The sequence below is a fragment of the Streptomyces sp. NBC_00454 genome (genome assembly GCF_041434015.1).
In the GTDB taxonomy this organism is placed as follows: Bacteria; Actinomycetota; Actinomycetes; order Streptomycetales; family Streptomycetaceae; genus Streptomyces.
The window spans coordinates 7365650-7381265 of sequence record NZ_CP107907.1; the positions used below are offsets into that span (position 1 = coordinate 7365650).

Sequence of the window (15616 nt, forward strand, 5' to 3'; positions counted from 1 at the left end):
TAGGATCCCTAGGAACGGTGGTGGGCACATGGTGCGGGCAGGGCTGACGGCGGAGCGGGTGACGCTCGCGGGCGCCGAACTGGCGGACGAGGTCGGACTGGACCGCGTGACGATGTCGCAGGTGGCGCGGCGGCTGGGTGTGAAGGACGCGAGCCTCTACGCCCACGTGCGCAACCTGGAGGACCTGCGCGGCAGGATCGCGCTGCTGGCGGCGGACGAGAAGACCATCCGCATCGCGGAGGCCACCGCCGGCCGGGCGGGCAAGGACGCGCTCCTCGCGTTCGCCAACGCCTGGCGGGAGTACGCACACCGGCACCCCGGCCGTTACGCGGCGACGCAGGCCGCGATCCGCATCGACCCCGAACTGGCCGCCCGGGCGCCCGGACCGCGGCGCGCGGTCGAGCTGACCTACGGAATGCTGCGCGGCTACGGACTGGCCGAGCCCGACCTGACCGACGCGGTCCGGTTGCTGCGCAGCACGTTCCACGGGTTCGTCGCCCTGGAAGCCGCCGGCGGCTTCGGGCACGCACGCCCGCCCCAGGACTCGTGGATCCGCGCCCTCGACGCCCTGCACACCCTCCTGGAGCACTGGCCCCCCTCCCCCTCCTCCCGAGAAGGAGTCTCCTCATGACCACCCCGACCATCGGCAGCCTGCGCGTGAACGGGGCGACCCTGCACTACGAAGTGCGGGGCCGGGGTCCGCTCCTGCTGCTCATTCCCGGAGGGACGGGCGGCGCGGCCGCCTTCGACGACGTGGCCGAGGACCTGGCCGCCGAGTACACGGTGGCGACCTACGACCCGCGCGGCCTCTCCCGGAGCCCGCTGGACGATCCCGAGGCCGAACAGCGGGTGGCCGAGCACGCCGACGACGCCCTGCGCATCCTGGAACTGCTGTCGCCCGGCGAACCGGCCCGGGTGTTCGCCGCCAGCTCCGGGGCGATCGCCGCCGTGCACCTGCTCACCACGCACCCCGGCCGCGTCGAACGCCTCGTGGCGCACGAACCCCCGCTGGTGGAGGTCCTCCCGGACGCCGCCCGGCACCGCGCGTTCCTCGCGCGGGTGCAGGAGACGCTGCGCACCCAGGGGCTCATGCCCGCCCTCGCGGTGTTCGCCGCCGGCCTGAAGGCGGCCGGCGACACCGGCGACACCGGCGGGCCGCAGCCCGAGCCCGAGTTGAGGCTTCCGCCCCGGGCCGCGGCGCGGGCCGAGCAGACGATGGCGGGCCTGCCGTACTTCGTGGGCCGCATCGTGCCCGCCTTCATGTCCTACACCCCGGACCTGCACCGGCTCCAGGCGCTGTCGCACCGGCTCGTGCTCGCCGGCGGCCAGGACTCGCACGGCGAACTGCCCTACCGCTCCGCCGAGTTCCTGGCCGAACGCCTAGGTGAGCAACTCCTGCACTTCCCCGGCGGACACACCGGCCTGACCACGCACCCCGCCGAGTTCGCGGAACTCCTCCGCAAGGCCCTGCGGGGGTAGGCCACCGATACCAGACCTTGACGTTCCGCCTGCCGTTGTCGCTTCGATACGCGTTCGGAATGCCTTCGACAGCTCCAACAGGCCCTCCCAAGCGTCCAATTCAACACCTACGACGCTTCGAGGGAGACGCCATGACCCCCCAGCAGGATCGCGCGCCCCACCCGTCCGGGACGCCCCGGGCACCCCGCCCGGACCGCAGGAAGAGGTACGGGCGGCTGATCGCCGCGCTCGCCGCGGCCGGCCTGCTGCTGACCGGTTGCGGATCCGGCGGCGGATACGGAGGCTCGAAGCAGGCCGACCGCGGCTGGAACGGAACCGACGCGAAACCGAGACCCGTGGCACCCTCTCCCGGCGGCAGCGCCGAGGGGGAGTCCGACGGACGGCGCGCCAGCGCCCCGCCCGCCGACTACCTCTCCACCTTCGGGCTCGACGTGGACACCGCCAGCTACGGCTACGCCCGCCGCACGCTCGCCGACGGCCACCTGCCCGACCCCGCGACCATCCGCCCCGAAGAGTTCGTCAACAGCTTCCGGCAGGACTACCAGGAGCCCGACGGCGACGGCTTCTCGGTCACCGTCGACGGCGCCCGGACCACCGACGCCGACTGGTCCCTGGTCCGCGTAGGCCTCGCCACCCGCGGCTCCGGGCAGGGCTCGGACGGCGCGGAGCGCCGCGCACCCGCCGCCCTCACCTTCGTCGTGGACGTCTCCGGCTCCATGGCGGAGCCCGGCCGCCTCGACCTCGTGCGCACCTCCATGAACCTGATGACCGACCAGCTGCACGACGACGACTCGGTCGCCGTCGTCACCTTCAGCGGCAAGGCCCGGACCCGGCTCGCGATGACCCCCGTCGCCGGCCACCGCGACCAGATCCACCAGGTCGTCAACGGGCTGCGCACCGACGATTCCACCAACGTCGAAGCGGGCATCACCCTCGGATACGACGAGGCGGTCAAGGCCCTGCGGCCCGGCGCCACCAACCGGGTCGTCCTGCTCTCCGACGGCCTCGCCAACACCGGCGCCACCACCGCCGACGCCATCCTCAAGCGGATTTCCGGAGCCCGTACCGAGCACGGGATCACCCTGTTCGGCGTGGGCGTGGGCAGCCAGTACAACGACGCCTTCATGGAACAGCTCGCCGACAAGGGCGACGGCCACACCACCTATGTCTCCGACAGCGAAGGCGCCCGCAAGGTCTTCTGCGAAGAACTCCCCGCACAGATCGAACTGCGGGCCCGCGACGCCAAGGCGCAGGTCTCCTTCGACCCGCAGACCGTCGAGCGGTTCCGGCTGATCGGCTACGACAACCGCAAGGTCGCCGACCAGGACTTCCGCAACGACGCGGTGGACGGCGGCGAGGTCGGCCCCGGTCACACGGTGACCGCCCTGTACGCGGTCCGGCTGCGCCCCGGCGCGACCGGCCACGTGGCGACGGCCACGGTGCGCTGGCTGGACCCGAGCACCCGGGCCCCGCACGAGCGGTCCGGCGGGGTAGAGGAGAGCGCGCTACGGGGCGACCTGTGGACCCAGGCTCCGCCGCGCCTCCAGATCACGGCGGTGGCGGCCTACTTCGCCTCGGCGCTGCGGGAGCGCGACGGCGGCTGGGAGCGGGTACCGGGCTCCGCCTCCCTGGACCGGCTCGCCGGTCACGCGCAGCGGCTGGCGGACCGCACGGAGGACCCCGCCGTGCGGGAACTGGCGGATGCGCTCCGGCAGGCCGGTCAACTGAACCGATGACGCCGCTGACGGGGCCGGTCTGCGCGGCCGGCCCCGTCCGGCACGGCCGCCCTCCCCGGCCCGAAGGGCGGGTCGTAGGCTGAGGGCCCGGCGGATCTCCGCGCCGCCGGACCACCGGTGAAAGGACCAGGTCATGAGCGCCAAGGCCCGCAAGCTCTTCGACGCGCTGGATCTCAACAGCGACGGCGTCCTGACGCGTGCCGAGGTGATCAGCGCCCTGCGTACCAAGGGACCCACCCTCGCCGCCGCCGGCGACCTGCCCTTCTGGGGAGTGGGCGACGCGGACGCCTCCTCGGCCCTCTTCGACCAGGCCAACCTGGACGGTGACGGGGTCCTGACCTTCGAGGAGTTCGAGCGCGAGGTCGACCGGCGCTTCGGCTGGTAGCCGGTCCGCCGGGGCGCGCCGCCGCGCGCTCAGCCGGTGGCCGCGCCGAACCACCCGGGCAGCCGGCCGAGCAGGTCCTGCTGGTCTTCGCCGGCCCAGACCACGTGGCCGTCCGGCCGCAGGAGCACCGCGGGCACGTCCAGTTCTCCGCTGACGTCGACCACGTGGTCGACCCGGTCCGCCCAGCCCGCCACCGAGAGCCGCCCGGTCTGGTCGAGCAGCAGTCCCCGGCCTTCGTGCATCAGCTCGTAGAGGCGGCCCCGCTCGAGCTCGATGTCCCGCAGCCGCCGCCCGACGAGCTCGTGGCCCTTGCCGAGGTCGTAGCGGATCCCGGTCGCGATGATCTTCTCGGTCAGGTGCCGGTTCACGTTCTCGAACTCCATCAGTTCCGACAGCAGCCGGCGCACCGCCCGGGCGTTCGGTTCGAGGGACATCAGCTGCATCTGCGCACGGGTGTTGTCCAGCACGTCGGCGGCCACCGGGCGCCGTTCGGCCTGGTAGCTGTCCAGCAGCCCCTCCGGTGCCCAGCCGCGCACCTGCGCGGCGAGCTTCCACCCGAGGTTGAAGGCGTCCTGGACCCCGAGGTTGAGACCCTGCCCGCCGACCGGCGGGTGTACGTGCGCCGCGTCGCCGGCCAGCAGCACCCGGCCGTCCCGGTAGCGCTCCGCCAGCCGGGTGGCATCGCCGAAGCGGGACAGCCAGCGCGGCGAGTGGGCGCCGAAGTCCGTGCCGCCGGCCTCCCGCATCTGCCGTTTCAGCTCGTCCAGGGTCGGCGGGACCCTGCGGTCCCCGGCCACCCCGGCGGCGGGAGCGACCACGCGGTACACCCCGTCCCCGAGGGGCATGGCGCCGAACCACAGCTGGGTCTTACGGACTTCGGACACCACCGCGTCGACCGTCTCCGACGGCGCGGTCAGCTCCACTTCGCCCAGCAGGGTGTCGGTCCTGGTGGGCTCGCCCGGGAAGCCGATGCCGAGCAGCTTGCGCACCGTGCTGCGGCCGCCGTCGCAGCCGACGAGATGGCGCGAGCGCAGCTGCGTACCGTCGGCCAGCTCGGCCGTCACCCCGTGCTCGTCCTGGCTCAGCCCGACCAGTTCGTGGCCGCGCCGGATCTCGACGCCGAGTTCGGCGGCGCGCTCGGTCAGCAGGCGTTCGACGATGGTCTGCGGGATGCCGAGGACGTACGGATGAGCGGTGTCCAGCCCGTCCGGCGACGGCTTGGTGATGCCGGCGAAGAACCCGCCGACCGGGTACTGCCGGCCGAGCGGGAGGAACCGCTCCAGCAGACCGCGCTGGTCCATCACCTCCACGCTGCGCGCATGCAGGCCGAGGGCCCGTACGACCCTGGTCGGCTCCGCTTCCTTCTCCAGCACGACCACGTGCACACCGTGCAGCCGCAACTCGGCGGCCAGCATCATGCCGGTCGGTCCGCCGCCGGCCACCACTACGTCCATCATGAAAACCGCCCCAAATGCCGCAGATTTTGCTTGTGAACGGAGAGTTTGCGGGATAAAGGGGGCCTTGCCGCAAGGCCCCCCGTGCGCTATATGTTGAAGAGGGCAAGGAGCGGTTGATCTCCTTGCCCTTTCGTTTTGCCTCAAGGCGTGAGAGCGGTGGCCTCGCCCCGCTTTTTCACACGTCGCGGCGCCTGACGACGACCACGGCGAGGGCGACGGCGATCAGCGGCCAGAGGGCGAACACGATCCAGCAGCCGGGGAGCGTGGCGCTGTAGCCCAGGGATCCGGGATCGGGCTCCCAGGTCTGGACGAGGCGGGTCCAGGCGGCCGAGACCATCGCGTGCCTGATGTCGGCCGACCAGCGGTTGCTCTCCGAGAACATGGTGGGCAGCATCAGCAGGGCGAAGACGGCCGCGAGCATCGTCCCGGCGGCGTGCCGGAGCAGAATGCCGAGGCCCAGGCCGGTCAGGGCACACACCGGAGCCAGCAGCGCGGATGCCACCAGCGGCCGGAACACGTCGGGGTGGGTGATCGAAGCCGCGGCGTCGTGCCCGTTCAGGACGGCCTGGGAGACCAGGAAGGAACCCAGGGAGGCGACCGTGCCGACCGCGGTCCACAGCGCGGCGGTGACGACCGCTTTGGCGAGGACGACCGCACCGCGGTCGGGGACGGCCGCGAAGGTGGTGCGGATCAGCCCACTGCCGTACTCGCTCACCACGCCGAGGGCTCCCATGGTTCCGGCGACGAGGATCAGCGTCATGTAACCGGGCGACGAGAAGGAGTCGTAGGCCAGGAAACTGCCGGGTTCGGAGCCCGCGGCCTTGTCGGAGAGCGTGGCCACGGCGGCGGACCCGATGACGAACAGGGTGATGAACGCCAGGACCCACGGGGTGGAGCGCAGGGACCGCGTCTTGATCCACTCGGAGGCGATCAGATCGCGGAACCGGGCGGCGGGCGGCTCGGCGGGGGAGCCGGCCGAGGCGGTCGCGGTGGCGGGGGAGGAGGCGAGTGTGGTCATCGGGGCTGTCCTGCCTGGTATTCGACGCTGTCGGCGGTGAGTTCCATGAAGGCCTCTTCCAACGAGGCCGCCCGGGTGGTGAGTTCGCTCAGCAGGATCCCGTTCTCGAAGGCGAGTACGGCGATCCGCTCCGAGGGGAGGCCGGTCACGGCGAGCTTCTCGGCGCCCGCCGATCCCTCCGGCTCGACCGAGGCCCCCGCGGCGCTCAGCACCGCGGTCAGCTCGGCCGCCTGCCGCGTGCCCACCACCACACCGAGGTGGGTGCTGCGGGCCGCGAACTCCCGTACCGACTCGGCTGCGATGAGCTTGCCCCGGCCGATGACCACGAGCTGGTCGGCGGTGTTCTCCATCTCCGACATCAGGTGGCTGGAGAGGAAGACGGTGCGTCCCTCGGCCGCCAGGCGCCGGAAGAGGCGGCGCATCCAGAGCACGCCCTCCGGGTCCATGCCGTTGACCGGCTCGTCGAACATCAGCACCGGCGGATCGCCGAGCAGGGCGGTGGCCACCCCCAGCCGCTGCTTCATGCCGAGCGAGTACCCGCCGATGCGGCGGCCCGCCACCTCGGCCAGGCCCACCTCGTGCAGGACCTCCGCCACCCGGCGCGGGGAGATTCCGTTGCTGCGCGCCAGGGCCGACAGATGGGCCGTGGCGGTGCGTCCGCCGTGGACCTGGCCGGCGTCGAGGAGGGCGCCGACGTGCCGCAGTCCGCGGGAGTGGCTGCGGAAGGGGACCCCGCTGACGGTGGCGGCGCCGCCGCTGGGCGCCTCCAGGCCGAGGATCATCCTCAACGTGGTGGACTTTCCCGCCCCGTTGGGGCCGAGGAAACCGGTGACCTGCCCCGGCCGCACGGTGAAGGACAGCTGGTCGACGGCGGTCTTGCCGCCGTAGCGCTTGGTGAGTTCCTGTACTTCGATCATGTGGACAACACTGCCGGGAGGGCCGAGGCCGGTCATGGGGCCGTGGGCGGCAATCGCGGGGCCCGGTTAGTCCGTGGGCGTACGCCCCCGGGACGACGCCGCGGGGCCGGTGGCTGGATAGTGTCGCGGGATGGATGCCATACCGACCACCCCGCGGCCCGCCCGCATCGCTCCTCGTGAGAGGGCGCACCTGCGATGACGAGAACGAACCTCACGGCCTGGGCGGGAGGTGCCCTTTACGTCCTCGCGGTGGGTCTGCTGATCGGAGGTGCGCCGGGGGCATCGGGCACGGTCCACGGCATCGTGGCACTCCTGGTGGCGAGCCTGCTCCTCGGCGTCCTGCGACGCGCGCCGATCCTGGCCCTGGCCCTCGCGATCCTCGGATCCACCGCCGTGGTGGTGGGGCCTCCGAGCACCGCCCGTGTGGATCTGTCCGCCTCGTACCAGGGCCAGTTCCTGTCCTTCCTTGCGGTGGACCTCGTCCTGGGCCTCATCGTCGCCACCCGCGCGCGGCAGGTCTCGACCGTCGCCGTATCCGCCTCCCTCCTCGTCCAACTGCTCCTCGTCGCCGGCTTCGCACACGGTGACGGCCTGACCGCCAACCTCGTGATCGCCGTCCTGGCGGTGGCCGCCGCCTGCACGGCCGGTCTGCTGATCCGCGAGCGCCGCGAGCACGCGGTGGCGCTGCGCGCACAGGAGGTGGCCGAGGCGGTCGTCGCCGAACGGCTGCGGATCGCCCGGGAGTTGCACGACATGGTCGCGCACAGCATCGGCATCATCGCCATCCAGGCCGGGGTGGGCAGCCGGGTCATCCGGACCCAGCCCGAGGAGGCCGGGGAAGCGCTGCGCGCCATCGAAGCCACCAGCAGGGAGACCCTGGCGGGCCTCCGGCGGACCCTGATGGCGCTGCGTCAGGCCGACCCGGACGCCGAGGACTCGGGGCGGGCACCGCTCGCGCCCTCGCCCGGTCTGGCGGACCTCGACCGGCTGGCGGCGGCGACGGCGGACGCCGGCGTCAGCGTCGACGTGCACCGCAGTGGGGAACAGCGCCCGCTGCCGGCCGACATCGACCTGTCGGCCTACCGTATCGTCCAGGAGGCGCTGACCAACGTGGTCCGCCACGCGGGCACCGGGCTCTGCCGGGTGGCCATCGAGTACGGGGACCGGGAACTGTCCGTGGAGATCGTCGACGACGGGCGCGGTGCCACCGAGCACGGCCCGGCCCACGGCTTCGGCATCGTGGGCATGCGCGAGCGGGTCGCCCTGTTGCACGGCCGGCTCACCACCGGGACGCGCCCCGAGGGCGGCTTCCGGGTGGCGGCCAGGCTGCCCCTGCCCGCACCCGCACCCGCGCCCGTAGCCGTTTCAGTGGAGGCCCGATGACCATCCGGATCGTACTCGCCGACGACCAGCCGCTGGTGCGCTCCGGCATGCGCGTGCTCATGGCCGACCACCCCGACCTGGAAGTCGTCGGCGAGGCTGCCAACGGCTCCGAGGCGGTCAGGCTCGTCGCCGAACTCGACCCCGACGTCGTCGTGATGGACATCCGGATGCCCGAAATGGACGGGATCGAGGCCACCCGCCTGATCACCGCCTCTCCGGCGACGGCCCGCGTCCTCGTCCTGACCACCTTCGACGAGGACGACCACGTCTACGGTGCGCTGCGCGCCGGCGCGAGCGGCTTCGTGGTCAAGGACATGGCGCTCGACGACATCCTCGCGGCGGTCCGCGTGGTCGCCGCCGGGGACGCACTGATCGCGCCGGGGGTGACGCGCCGCCTGATCGCGGAGTTCGCCGGACGGCCCGCGGCCGCCCCGGAGCGCACCCCGCGGACGGTCGAGGGGATCACCGAGCGGGAACGCGAGGTGCTGGCCCTCGTGGGACGCGGCCGGTCGAACACCGAGATCGCGGAGGACCTCTTCATCTCGGTGGCCACCGCCAAGTCCCACGTATCGCGGCTGCTCACCAAACTGGACGCCCGGGACCGGGTCCAGCTCGTGATCACCGCCTACGAGGCGGGGCTGGTCACGCTGCCCCGCTGACGGTGCTCCCGGCCCCCGGCTCCCGCTCGTGCTCGGCCCCGTCATCGCGGCGGGGGAGCAGCAGCGGGGTCGCCAGCATGAGCAGACCGGCGATCGCGATGGCGGTGCGCGGGCTGGTGGCGGCGGCCAGCAGTCCCCACAGCGCGGTCAGCACGGCGATCGAGGCCTTGCTGGTGATGGACCAGGCGGAGAGGGTACGGGCGACCCGGTCCGTCGGGGTCCGCTTCAGGCGGTAGGTGGCGAACACCGGGTTGAAGACGCCCATGCAGGTGATCAGCCCGAACTCGATCAGCATGACGAGGACGAGCCCGGTCGTCCCCGGGCCGACGAAAGCCAGCCCGAGCGACCAGCAGGCCCGGAGCGTTCCCGCCGTGCGCATGACCGCGTGCTGCCCGAACCGTGCGACGAGCCGGGGCGACAGCCGTGCGCCGACCAGCCCGCCGACGCAGGGCACGGCGAAGGCGAGGCCGTACTGCCAGGGCGCGAAGCCCAGGCGGCCGAGCATGAGGACGGCGAGCACCGGCATGGTCGCCATGATCAGACCGCTGACCAGCACGGTGTTCGCGAACAGCGGGCGCAGCGCGGAGTCGGCCAGGATGTAGCGCCACCCGGCGAACAGGTCCCCGGCCCGCAGCCGCGGCCGCGCTCCGGCGGGAGCGGGATCCGGCTCGGGGGCGCCGCCGATCGCCCGGATCCCCACGGCCGAGAGCAGGTAGCTCACCGCGTTGGCGACCACGGTCGTCACCGGGCCCAGTACCGCGATCGCCGCACCGCCGAGCGGGGGTCCGAGCAGGGTGGCGGTCCAGGTCGTGGACTCGAACCGCCCGTTCGCGACGATCAGGTCCTGCGGCGGGACGAGCGCCTTCACGCAGGCGCCGCTGGCCGCGGTGAAGGCGATGTCGGCCGCGCCGACGACGACCGCCACGACCAGGAGCTGGGCGAAGCCCAGCAGGCCGAAGGCGAACGCCGCGGGCACGCTCATCAGCGCCGCGAAGCGGACCAGGTCCATCGCGATCATCACCGGCCGCTTGCGGCGGAACTCCACCCACGGGCCGAGCGGCAGCGCCACCACGGCGCCGACCGCCAGCCCCGCGGCCGCCAGGGCCGATACCTGGGTCGTCCCGGCGTGCAGGACGAGGATCGCGATCAGGGGGAACGCGTCGAAGGCGATCCAGGTACCGAGCGTGCTGACCGCGTACGCCGCCCAGAGCCATCCGAACTGCCGCCCCAGCGAACGTCCGCCCACCAAGCCCACCCTGTCCCGCCCTCTCGCGCGGACGCCGTCAACGCAGCACGGGGATCACATCCTGCGTCTCGTCCACCTCGACGCCCGTGGTGCGGCGGGTGAGCGGTTCGGGGGGCGTCTCGTCCGCACAGACCGTACCCCGGGCCGGCAGCGCCAGGGTGGCGAGGTAGTCGTCGACCAGGGCGCTGACACAGGCGCTCCGGTTGTAGCCGGTGTGGCCCTCAGCCGCGAAGGTCAGCAGCCGTCCGCTGTCCAGCGTCCCGGCCAGGGCCACCGCGTCCTGGTACGGGGTGTCCGGGTCCCCGGTCGTACCCAGGACCAGGATCGGGGCGGAACCGGCCGCCCGGTAGGAACCCTCGTAGCGGCTCGGACGCTCCGCCGGCCACTGGGCGCAGGTGGGAGCGTGATTGTGGTCGTAGGTGGGCGGCCCGAGGCCGATGGGGGGTCCCAGCAGCGGAGCGGAGGCGACATGCACGCCGACCACCGCGTCCAGGAGCAGCCGGCTGGTCGGATAGACGCGGTCGGCGCACTCGACGGCCATGTTGACGTTGAGGAAGTCGAAGGACGCGGGCGAGGGCGGCGACAGCAGGAACGAACCCTGGTGTGCCTGGGCCGCCCGCAGGGCCTGCCCCAGGTAGGGCCAGACCTCCTTGCCGGAGTTGATGTTGAACATCAGCCGGTAGGCGAGCGTGTATCCAGTGGCAGGGCGTCCGCTCGCGGTGATGACGGGGTCCGCGTCCAGCGCCCGCTTGAGCTGCTCGAAGGCCTCCCGCGGCCGGCCGTCACCGAATCCGCACGCGGTGGCGTTCTGCGCGCACCAGTCGAGGAACCGGCCGACCGCCGCGTCCAGGGCGACGAACTGCCCGCCGTCGTACGCGTACGGGACATCGGCGTAGCGACGCGGATCGTAGGCCCCGTCCAGCACCATGGCGCGCACGCGCCGGGGGAACTGCGCGGCGTAGACGGTGCCGACGTAACTGCCGAAGGAACGGCCGTAGAAGGTGAGCGTCTCCTCGCCCAGGGCCTGGCGCAGCAGGTCGAGGTCCTTGGCGTTCGACGCGGTGCCGATGAACGGCACGAGGTCCGCGGAGCGTGCCTGACAGGCGGCGCCGAACTCCCGGCCCTGCCGGACGGCGGTCTGCAGGGCTCCCGGCCCCGGCACCCCGCGCGCGGCGTCCACGGCGGCGGAGTACTCGGCGTCGTTCCAGCACTCCACCTGTCCGCTGCGCTTCACGCCGCGCATGTCGTACCCGACGACGTCGAAGGAGTCGCGCAGGGAGGCGGGGAGCGCTTCGTAGCTGTTGCGGGCGAAGTCCACACCGGAGTTGCCGGGCCCGCCGGGGTGCAGGACCAGGACGCCGGTGCGGTGGGCCCGGTCGGCCGCGAGCCGCCGCGTGACCGCGAGCGGGATCGTACGCCCGGCGGGCCGGCGGTAGTCCAGCGGCACCTGGGCGGTCGCGCACTCGAAGCCGTCCCCCGGACCGCCGGGGTCCGCCCCGTCGCAGGGACCCCAGGACAGGGCGGGAACGGGCGGGGCACCCGGGGCAGCGGCCGTCGCGGCCCCGGGCGCGCCCCCGAGCAGCGCGGTGACCGCGATCAGAACGAGGGATATCCCCCAGGTCATCCGCTTGCGGGGGTCATCGGCTAAACGGCTCTGCATGCGGTGGTCCTCCGTCATGGGTGTGGCCGAACGTGCGACAACGTAACCACCGACCGCCGCACTTGTCGGCCCCCGGGGAGTTGATTTCTCCTACCACCAGGGGTGTACGCGCCCCGGTCGGTGGCCCTGGTCGTGGGCTCGCCCCGGCCTTGGTGGGGGTCAGGTCCAGCCCATCTCGGAGTACGCCCGACCGTGGCCGATCGCCTCGATCGCGGTCCGGGTGCAGGCGACGATGCTGCGTGGGCAATCGGCGCGCTCCGACAACGGCAGCATTCGTCGGGCCGGGTTTGGCCGAGTATCGCGGATGGTCAGGCTGAGGGCTCGGATGCTCCACGGCGTTTGGATCGCCGGTGGAGGACGGTGGCAGCGGCGATGGCAGCGGCCATGGCTGCGGCGATCGCGGCGGTGACCAGGCTGGCGCCCCGCAGGTGAGCGGTTGGCGCCCGCAGGGCGTCGGTTGTGGTGGGAGCGGATGTCAGCGGGGTGATGCTGGCTGAGGCGGGGCTTGCGACGGCGAAGGCGTCTGTTCCCGGCGGGGTCGTGGCCGGGCTTGCGGAGGATGGGGCCGGGGCGGCCGGAGGGGCCGTGGGGGATGGAGTGGGAGAGGCTTTCGCGGGGGTGACCTCGAAGGGTGCGACGGTGTCGTCCTGGCCTGCGTCCAGGGTGCAGGGGACGTCGACCCGGCCGGGCCCGGCCAGATTGCCGTCGGCGTCCTTGGGCACGAGGTGGAGGGTGAAGTTGCCGGCGGTCACGCGTCCGGTGCCGGGGCGGGTGAAGGAGAGCCGGGGCGCGTTGCCGGTGGCGGGGATTTCGAAGGCGCCTGAAGCGGGGACGGCGGTGCGGGTGATGGTGAGGTGGGCCGGGACGGCGGTGGCGCCCTGCGGGGTGAGCACACGTGTGTCGGCGTCGACTGAGCCTTCGATGGTGCGTACCCCGAGGACGTAGCGCAGGCCGAGCGTGAAGGAGGCCTCGACGGTGGCGGCAGCATGGACGGCGAAGGCGGGGCTGGACTCGCCGACCGGCAGGGTGGCCGGGATGTCCGCGGAGATCCTGGCGGTGATGGCCTGTCCGCCGATGGTCGGGAAGACGCAGGTGTAGTGCAGGGTGGGGGTGGCGGGCCGAGCGGCCGCGGGAGCAGTGGCGACGGCGCTGACGAGGGCGGTTGCGGCAACGGCCGCGCGCCGAGTGCGCCTGCTCGGGCGGTGCGTACGGGATTCGGTGCTCATCGTGCCCCTTCCGTCGAGTGGTCGCGTCGGCGCTGTCCGCGGCCGTGGCGCTGCTGGTGACTTCGGCTCAGGTGGCTCTGGATCCGGGCGTGGCGGAACTGATAGACCGCGCCGACCTGGCGGAGCACGCCGCGCTGGTGGGCGTCGTCCAGGAAGGCGATCAGCGCCCAGGGCAGTTGCCCCGTGAGCGGCAGCCAGATGCGGGCCAGTGCCACCCACTGGCCCCACGCGGTCAGGCTGAGTCCGTAGCCGAGCCCGGCGCCGAAGGCGCCCTCCAGCCCGAACACCAGGCCGACCTCGAAGCCGCGCAGCGGCCCGTACACGATGCCGTTGACCAGGCCGACGCCGATGCCGAGGACGAGCGCCCAGGTGAGTAGGCGGTAGGCAACGTTGCGGCGGTCGATGTGCAGCAAGTCGGCGGGACTGACCACGGATTCGGTGCGGACCGGGGCCTCGAACAGGGCGATCAGGCCGAATACCAGCCCGATCGAGAGGGCGATCGGCACAACGAACACAAGCCCGGCGGCGAGGCCGGCACCCTGTCCGTCGGCGAGGCCGAGCGGGGCCACGATGCCTTCGTCGACCAGGATGAGCAGTGCCATTCCGGCCGCTCCACAGCCGAGGCCGATCAGGAACCGGGTGCGGGCGTTGCGGCGGGTTGTCGGCGTGCCGATGCCGAGCCGCATGCGGACCGGCGAGGGTCTGAGGGCGGCACGCGCGGAGGCGTGCCAGTAGACGAGCCCGAAGATCGCACCGGCGGCGAGGCCGTGCAGGACGCCGACCAGCAGGCCGCGGACGGCGGCGAACCGGAAACTGTGCGTGGTGGCGACCAGGTCGACGGGAAGGTTGCCGACCGCAGTGGTGACGCCGAAGGCGACGCCGGACAGGACGGCGATGATCACGGTGCGCGAGAGGCGGCTCATGCCGGTGCCGACCTCCCACCAGGTGAGGTCCTGCCGTTCGCGGCCGAGCCGGGTCAGGTGGTCGGCGAGGTGTCCGAGCCAGCGTTCGGCGCGTTCCGCGTCCCACGATCCGGACCGGCGGCGCGTGGTGTCGAGCCGTTCGGTGGGACGGGGCCGATAGACGGCGGGGACGAACCCGGCCAGCAGGTGCTCCTCGATCGCCTCGGGGTCGGGGAAGCGGGCGGTGTCCAGGAGTTCGCCCGGCCGCCGTTCAGGGCGGTCGCTGTACATGGTGCGGGCGAGGGCGATCATCAGCGGGGTGCGCAGGGCGGCGGCGAGGTTTGCGCGGCCGGCGCTCGCCGCTGTCCGTGCGGGGTCGAGGACGGCCTCCCAGGTCGTACCCTGCCCGTCGGTGTCGGCGGGACCGGGGAAGGCCGGGTCGGTCCGGGGCAGGTAGCCGCGCAGGTCGTCGAGGTCGAGGTCGCGCAGTTCCAGGACGACGGCGGCGGCTAGGGGGGCGTGCGCCTCTCGGACGGCGGCGGTGAATTCGGCGTGCCGGCTGGTCAGGACGAGCGGCAGCCGGGAGAGGTTGAGTGCTTCGAGGGCCGGGGCACGCAGGTCTTCGGCAAGTTCGTCGAATCCGTCGAGGACGGGGAGGACGAGGTCGTCGTCGAGCAGGTCCGCGGCCAGTGTCTTGCCGCTGGGGACCCGCCGGGCCAGGTGTGGGTAGTCGCGCAGCAGCCGGCCGATCAGCCAGTCGCGCAGCGCTACGGTGGTCGGGTCCCAGGCGCCGAGGCTGAAGATCACCGGTACCCGTTCGTTGCGGGTGCGGGCGTCCAGCAGGTCGAGGGCGAACCGGACGGCCAGGATCGACTTGCCCGATCCGGCACGGCCGAGGACCACCAGCCGGCCGGACGGTATGCGTCGGTAGATCTCGGCGACTCGCCTCAGGTCGCCGCTGAGGTCCGGTTCGGTGCGGGCCTCGCCGGGGGCCAGCAGGTGGGCGTTCGCCGACTGGTCGGCCACCCCCGCTGGCACCTGCTGCCAGCGCACCGGCAGCGCGAACGGGTGGTGAACCCGGTGCTGGGCCTCCTCGCGGCGCCAGCGCTGCCGGCTCTCGCGGGCCAGCTCCTCGGCGGCGTCGGCGAGCGGGCCGTGGTCCCGGGGCGGTGGCAGTGGTTCCGGTGGGAGCGTTGGGGCTTCCGGCGCGGCCGGGCCGGTGCCGCCGCCGAGGGCGCTCAGTCGGCGCCGGTCCTCAGGGCTGGCGTCGAGCGCGTCCGCGATGCGGTTGATGGTGCCGAGCCGGTGGTCGAAGGATCGGTCGGTCTCGATCCGGCGGACGGTGCTCTCGCCGAGCCCTGCCCGCTCGGCGATCTGGAACTGCGTCAGACCGGCCTGCTTGCGTAACTGGCGTACCAGTGCTCCGAGCGTCTGCGCCACGCCCCGCCCTTCCCCCGAGGATTCGAATACAGGGGCGAGCCTACCTCTGACGACCGGTCATATATGACCGGCGCTGTGACCTGTGCGTTTGCCTGACGCGACGCCAGC

At 72.9% G+C, this 15616-nt stretch carries 13 protein-coding genes; 6 read left to right on the forward strand and 7 right to left on the reverse strand.

The window, feature by feature from the left end:
- The first annotated feature begins 28 nt into the window (after positions 1-28).
- The 4 genes from OHU74_RS33575 to OHU74_RS33590 all read left to right on the forward strand — a co-directional run bounded on the left by OHU74_RS33575 (position 29) and on the right by OHU74_RS33590 (position 3600).
- Positions 29-631 (forward strand): TetR/AcrR family transcriptional regulator, encoded by a 603-nt coding sequence (locus tag OHU74_RS33575; RefSeq protein ID WP_371619411.1) that lies wholly within the window; start codon positions 29-31, stop codon positions 629-631.
- On the forward strand, positions 628-1479 hold the full coding sequence (locus tag OHU74_RS33580; protein ID WP_371619412.1) for an alpha/beta fold hydrolase: 852 nt from the start codon (positions 628-630) through the stop codon (positions 1477-1479). Before OHU74_RS33575 ends, OHU74_RS33580 begins: the two co-directional genes overlap by 4 nt.
- A gap of 131 nt (positions 1480-1610) precedes the next feature.
- Entirely contained in the window at positions 1611-3215 is a 1605-nt protein-coding gene (locus tag OHU74_RS33585) for a VWA domain-containing protein (RefSeq protein ID WP_371619413.1), read from the forward strand.
- A gap of 133 nt (positions 3216-3348) precedes the next feature.
- Positions 3349-3600 carry an EF-hand domain-containing protein gene (locus OHU74_RS33590; protein ID WP_371619414.1) on the forward strand — a complete coding sequence of 84 codons (252 nt, stop codon included), beginning with the start codon at positions 3349-3351 and terminating at the stop codon, positions 3598-3600.
- Positions 3601-3629: 29 nt separating this feature from the next.
- Here the strand turns inward: OHU74_RS33590 and rox are convergent, their stop codons facing one another.
- From rox to OHU74_RS33605, 3 genes are all read right to left on the reverse strand, one after another.
- Positions 3630-5057 carry a rifampin monooxygenase gene (gene rox / locus OHU74_RS33595; protein ID WP_371619415.1) on the reverse strand — a complete coding sequence of 476 codons (1428 nt, stop codon included), beginning with the start codon at positions 5055-5057 and terminating at the stop codon, positions 3630-3632.
- Positions 5058-5232: 175 nt separating this feature from the next.
- The gene (locus OHU74_RS33600) at positions 5233-6075 is read right to left on the reverse strand and encodes an ABC transporter permease (RefSeq protein WP_371619416.1); all 843 of its coding nucleotides are present in this window, start codon (positions 6073-6075) and stop codon (positions 5233-5235) included.
- Positions 6072-6992, reverse strand: coding sequence for an ABC transporter ATP-binding protein (locus OHU74_RS33605; RefSeq protein WP_371619417.1), 921 nt, complete (start codon positions 6990-6992; stop codon positions 6072-6074). The genes OHU74_RS33600 and OHU74_RS33605 overlap by 4 nt, the downstream gene beginning before the upstream one ends.
- Positions 6993-7187: 195 nt before the next feature.
- On the opposite strand from OHU74_RS33605, the gene OHU74_RS33610 reads away from it, so the two are divergent.
- Together OHU74_RS33610 and OHU74_RS33615 are read left to right on the forward strand one after the other, a co-directional pair.
- Entirely contained in the window at positions 7188-8375 is a 1188-nt protein-coding gene (locus tag OHU74_RS33610) for a sensor histidine kinase (protein ID WP_371619418.1), read from the forward strand.
- Positions 8372-9034, forward strand: coding sequence for a response regulator (locus OHU74_RS33615; protein WP_371619419.1), 663 nt, complete (start codon positions 8372-8374; stop codon positions 9032-9034). The genes OHU74_RS33610 and OHU74_RS33615 overlap by 4 nt, the downstream gene beginning before the upstream one ends.
- On the opposite strand, the gene OHU74_RS33620 is transcribed toward OHU74_RS33615, so the two are convergent.
- The 4 genes from OHU74_RS33620 to OHU74_RS33635 all read right to left on the reverse strand — a co-directional run bounded on the left by OHU74_RS33620 (position 9018) and on the right by OHU74_RS33635 (position 15508).
- Positions 9018-10283 (reverse strand): MFS transporter, encoded by a 1266-nt coding sequence (locus tag OHU74_RS33620; protein WP_371619420.1) that lies wholly within the window; start codon positions 10281-10283, stop codon positions 9018-9020. The two genes, OHU74_RS33615 and OHU74_RS33620, sit on opposite strands and share 17 nt — an antisense overlap.
- Before the next feature lie 34 nt (positions 10284-10317).
- The gene (locus tag OHU74_RS33625) at positions 10318-11940 is read right to left on the reverse strand and encodes an alpha/beta hydrolase (protein WP_371619421.1); all 1623 of its coding nucleotides are present in this window, start codon (positions 11938-11940) and stop codon (positions 10318-10320) included.
- A 308-nt stretch (positions 11941-12248) separates the two neighbouring features.
- On the reverse strand, positions 12249-13166 hold the full coding sequence (locus tag OHU74_RS33630; protein WP_371619422.1) for a DUF6801 domain-containing protein: 918 nt from the start codon (positions 13164-13166) through the stop codon (positions 12249-12251).
- A complete protein-coding gene (locus tag OHU74_RS33635) occupies positions 13163-15508 on the reverse strand; it encodes a helix-turn-helix domain-containing protein (protein WP_371619423.1) in 2346 nt (781 codons plus the stop codon). Before OHU74_RS33635 ends, OHU74_RS33630 begins: the two co-directional genes overlap by 4 nt.
- Positions 15509-15616 lie beyond the last annotated feature (108 nt).

Coding starts and splice junctions, on each gene's coding strand:
- OHU74_RS33600 (WP_371619416.1), bottom strand. CDS start 6,075: ATGACCACACTCGCCTCCTCCCCCGCCACCGCGACCGCCTCGGCCGGC.
- rox (WP_371619415.1), bottom strand. CDS start 5,057: ATGATGGACGTAGTGGTGGCCGGCGGCGGACCGACCGGCATGATGCTG.
- OHU74_RS33615 (WP_371619419.1), top strand. CDS start 8,372: ATGACCATCCGGATCGTACTCGCCGACGACCAGCCGCTGGTGCGCTCC.
- OHU74_RS33580 (WP_371619412.1), top strand. CDS start 628: ATGACCACCCCGACCATCGGCAGCCTGCGCGTGAACGGGGCGACCCTG.
- OHU74_RS33630 (WP_371619422.1), bottom strand. CDS start 13,166: ATGAGCACCGAATCCCGTACGCACCGCCCGAGCAGGCGCACTCGGCGC.
- OHU74_RS33605 (WP_371619417.1), bottom strand. CDS start 6,992: ATGATCGAAGTACAGGAACTCACCAAGCGCTACGGCGGCAAGACCGCC.
- OHU74_RS33585 (WP_371619413.1), top strand. CDS start 1,611: ATGACCCCCCAGCAGGATCGCGCGCCCCACCCGTCCGGGACGCCCCGG.
- OHU74_RS33575 (WP_371619411.1), top strand. CDS start 29: ATGGTGCGGGCAGGGCTGACGGCGGAGCGGGTGACGCTCGCGGGCGCC.
- OHU74_RS33590 (WP_371619414.1), top strand. CDS start 3,349: ATGAGCGCCAAGGCCCGCAAGCTCTTCGACGCGCTGGATCTCAACAGC.
- OHU74_RS33625 (WP_371619421.1), bottom strand. CDS start 11,940: ATGCAGAGCCGTTTAGCCGATGACCCCCGCAAGCGGATGACCTGGGGG.
- OHU74_RS33610 (WP_371619418.1), top strand. CDS start 7,188: ATGACGAGAACGAACCTCACGGCCTGGGCGGGAGGTGCCCTTTACGTC.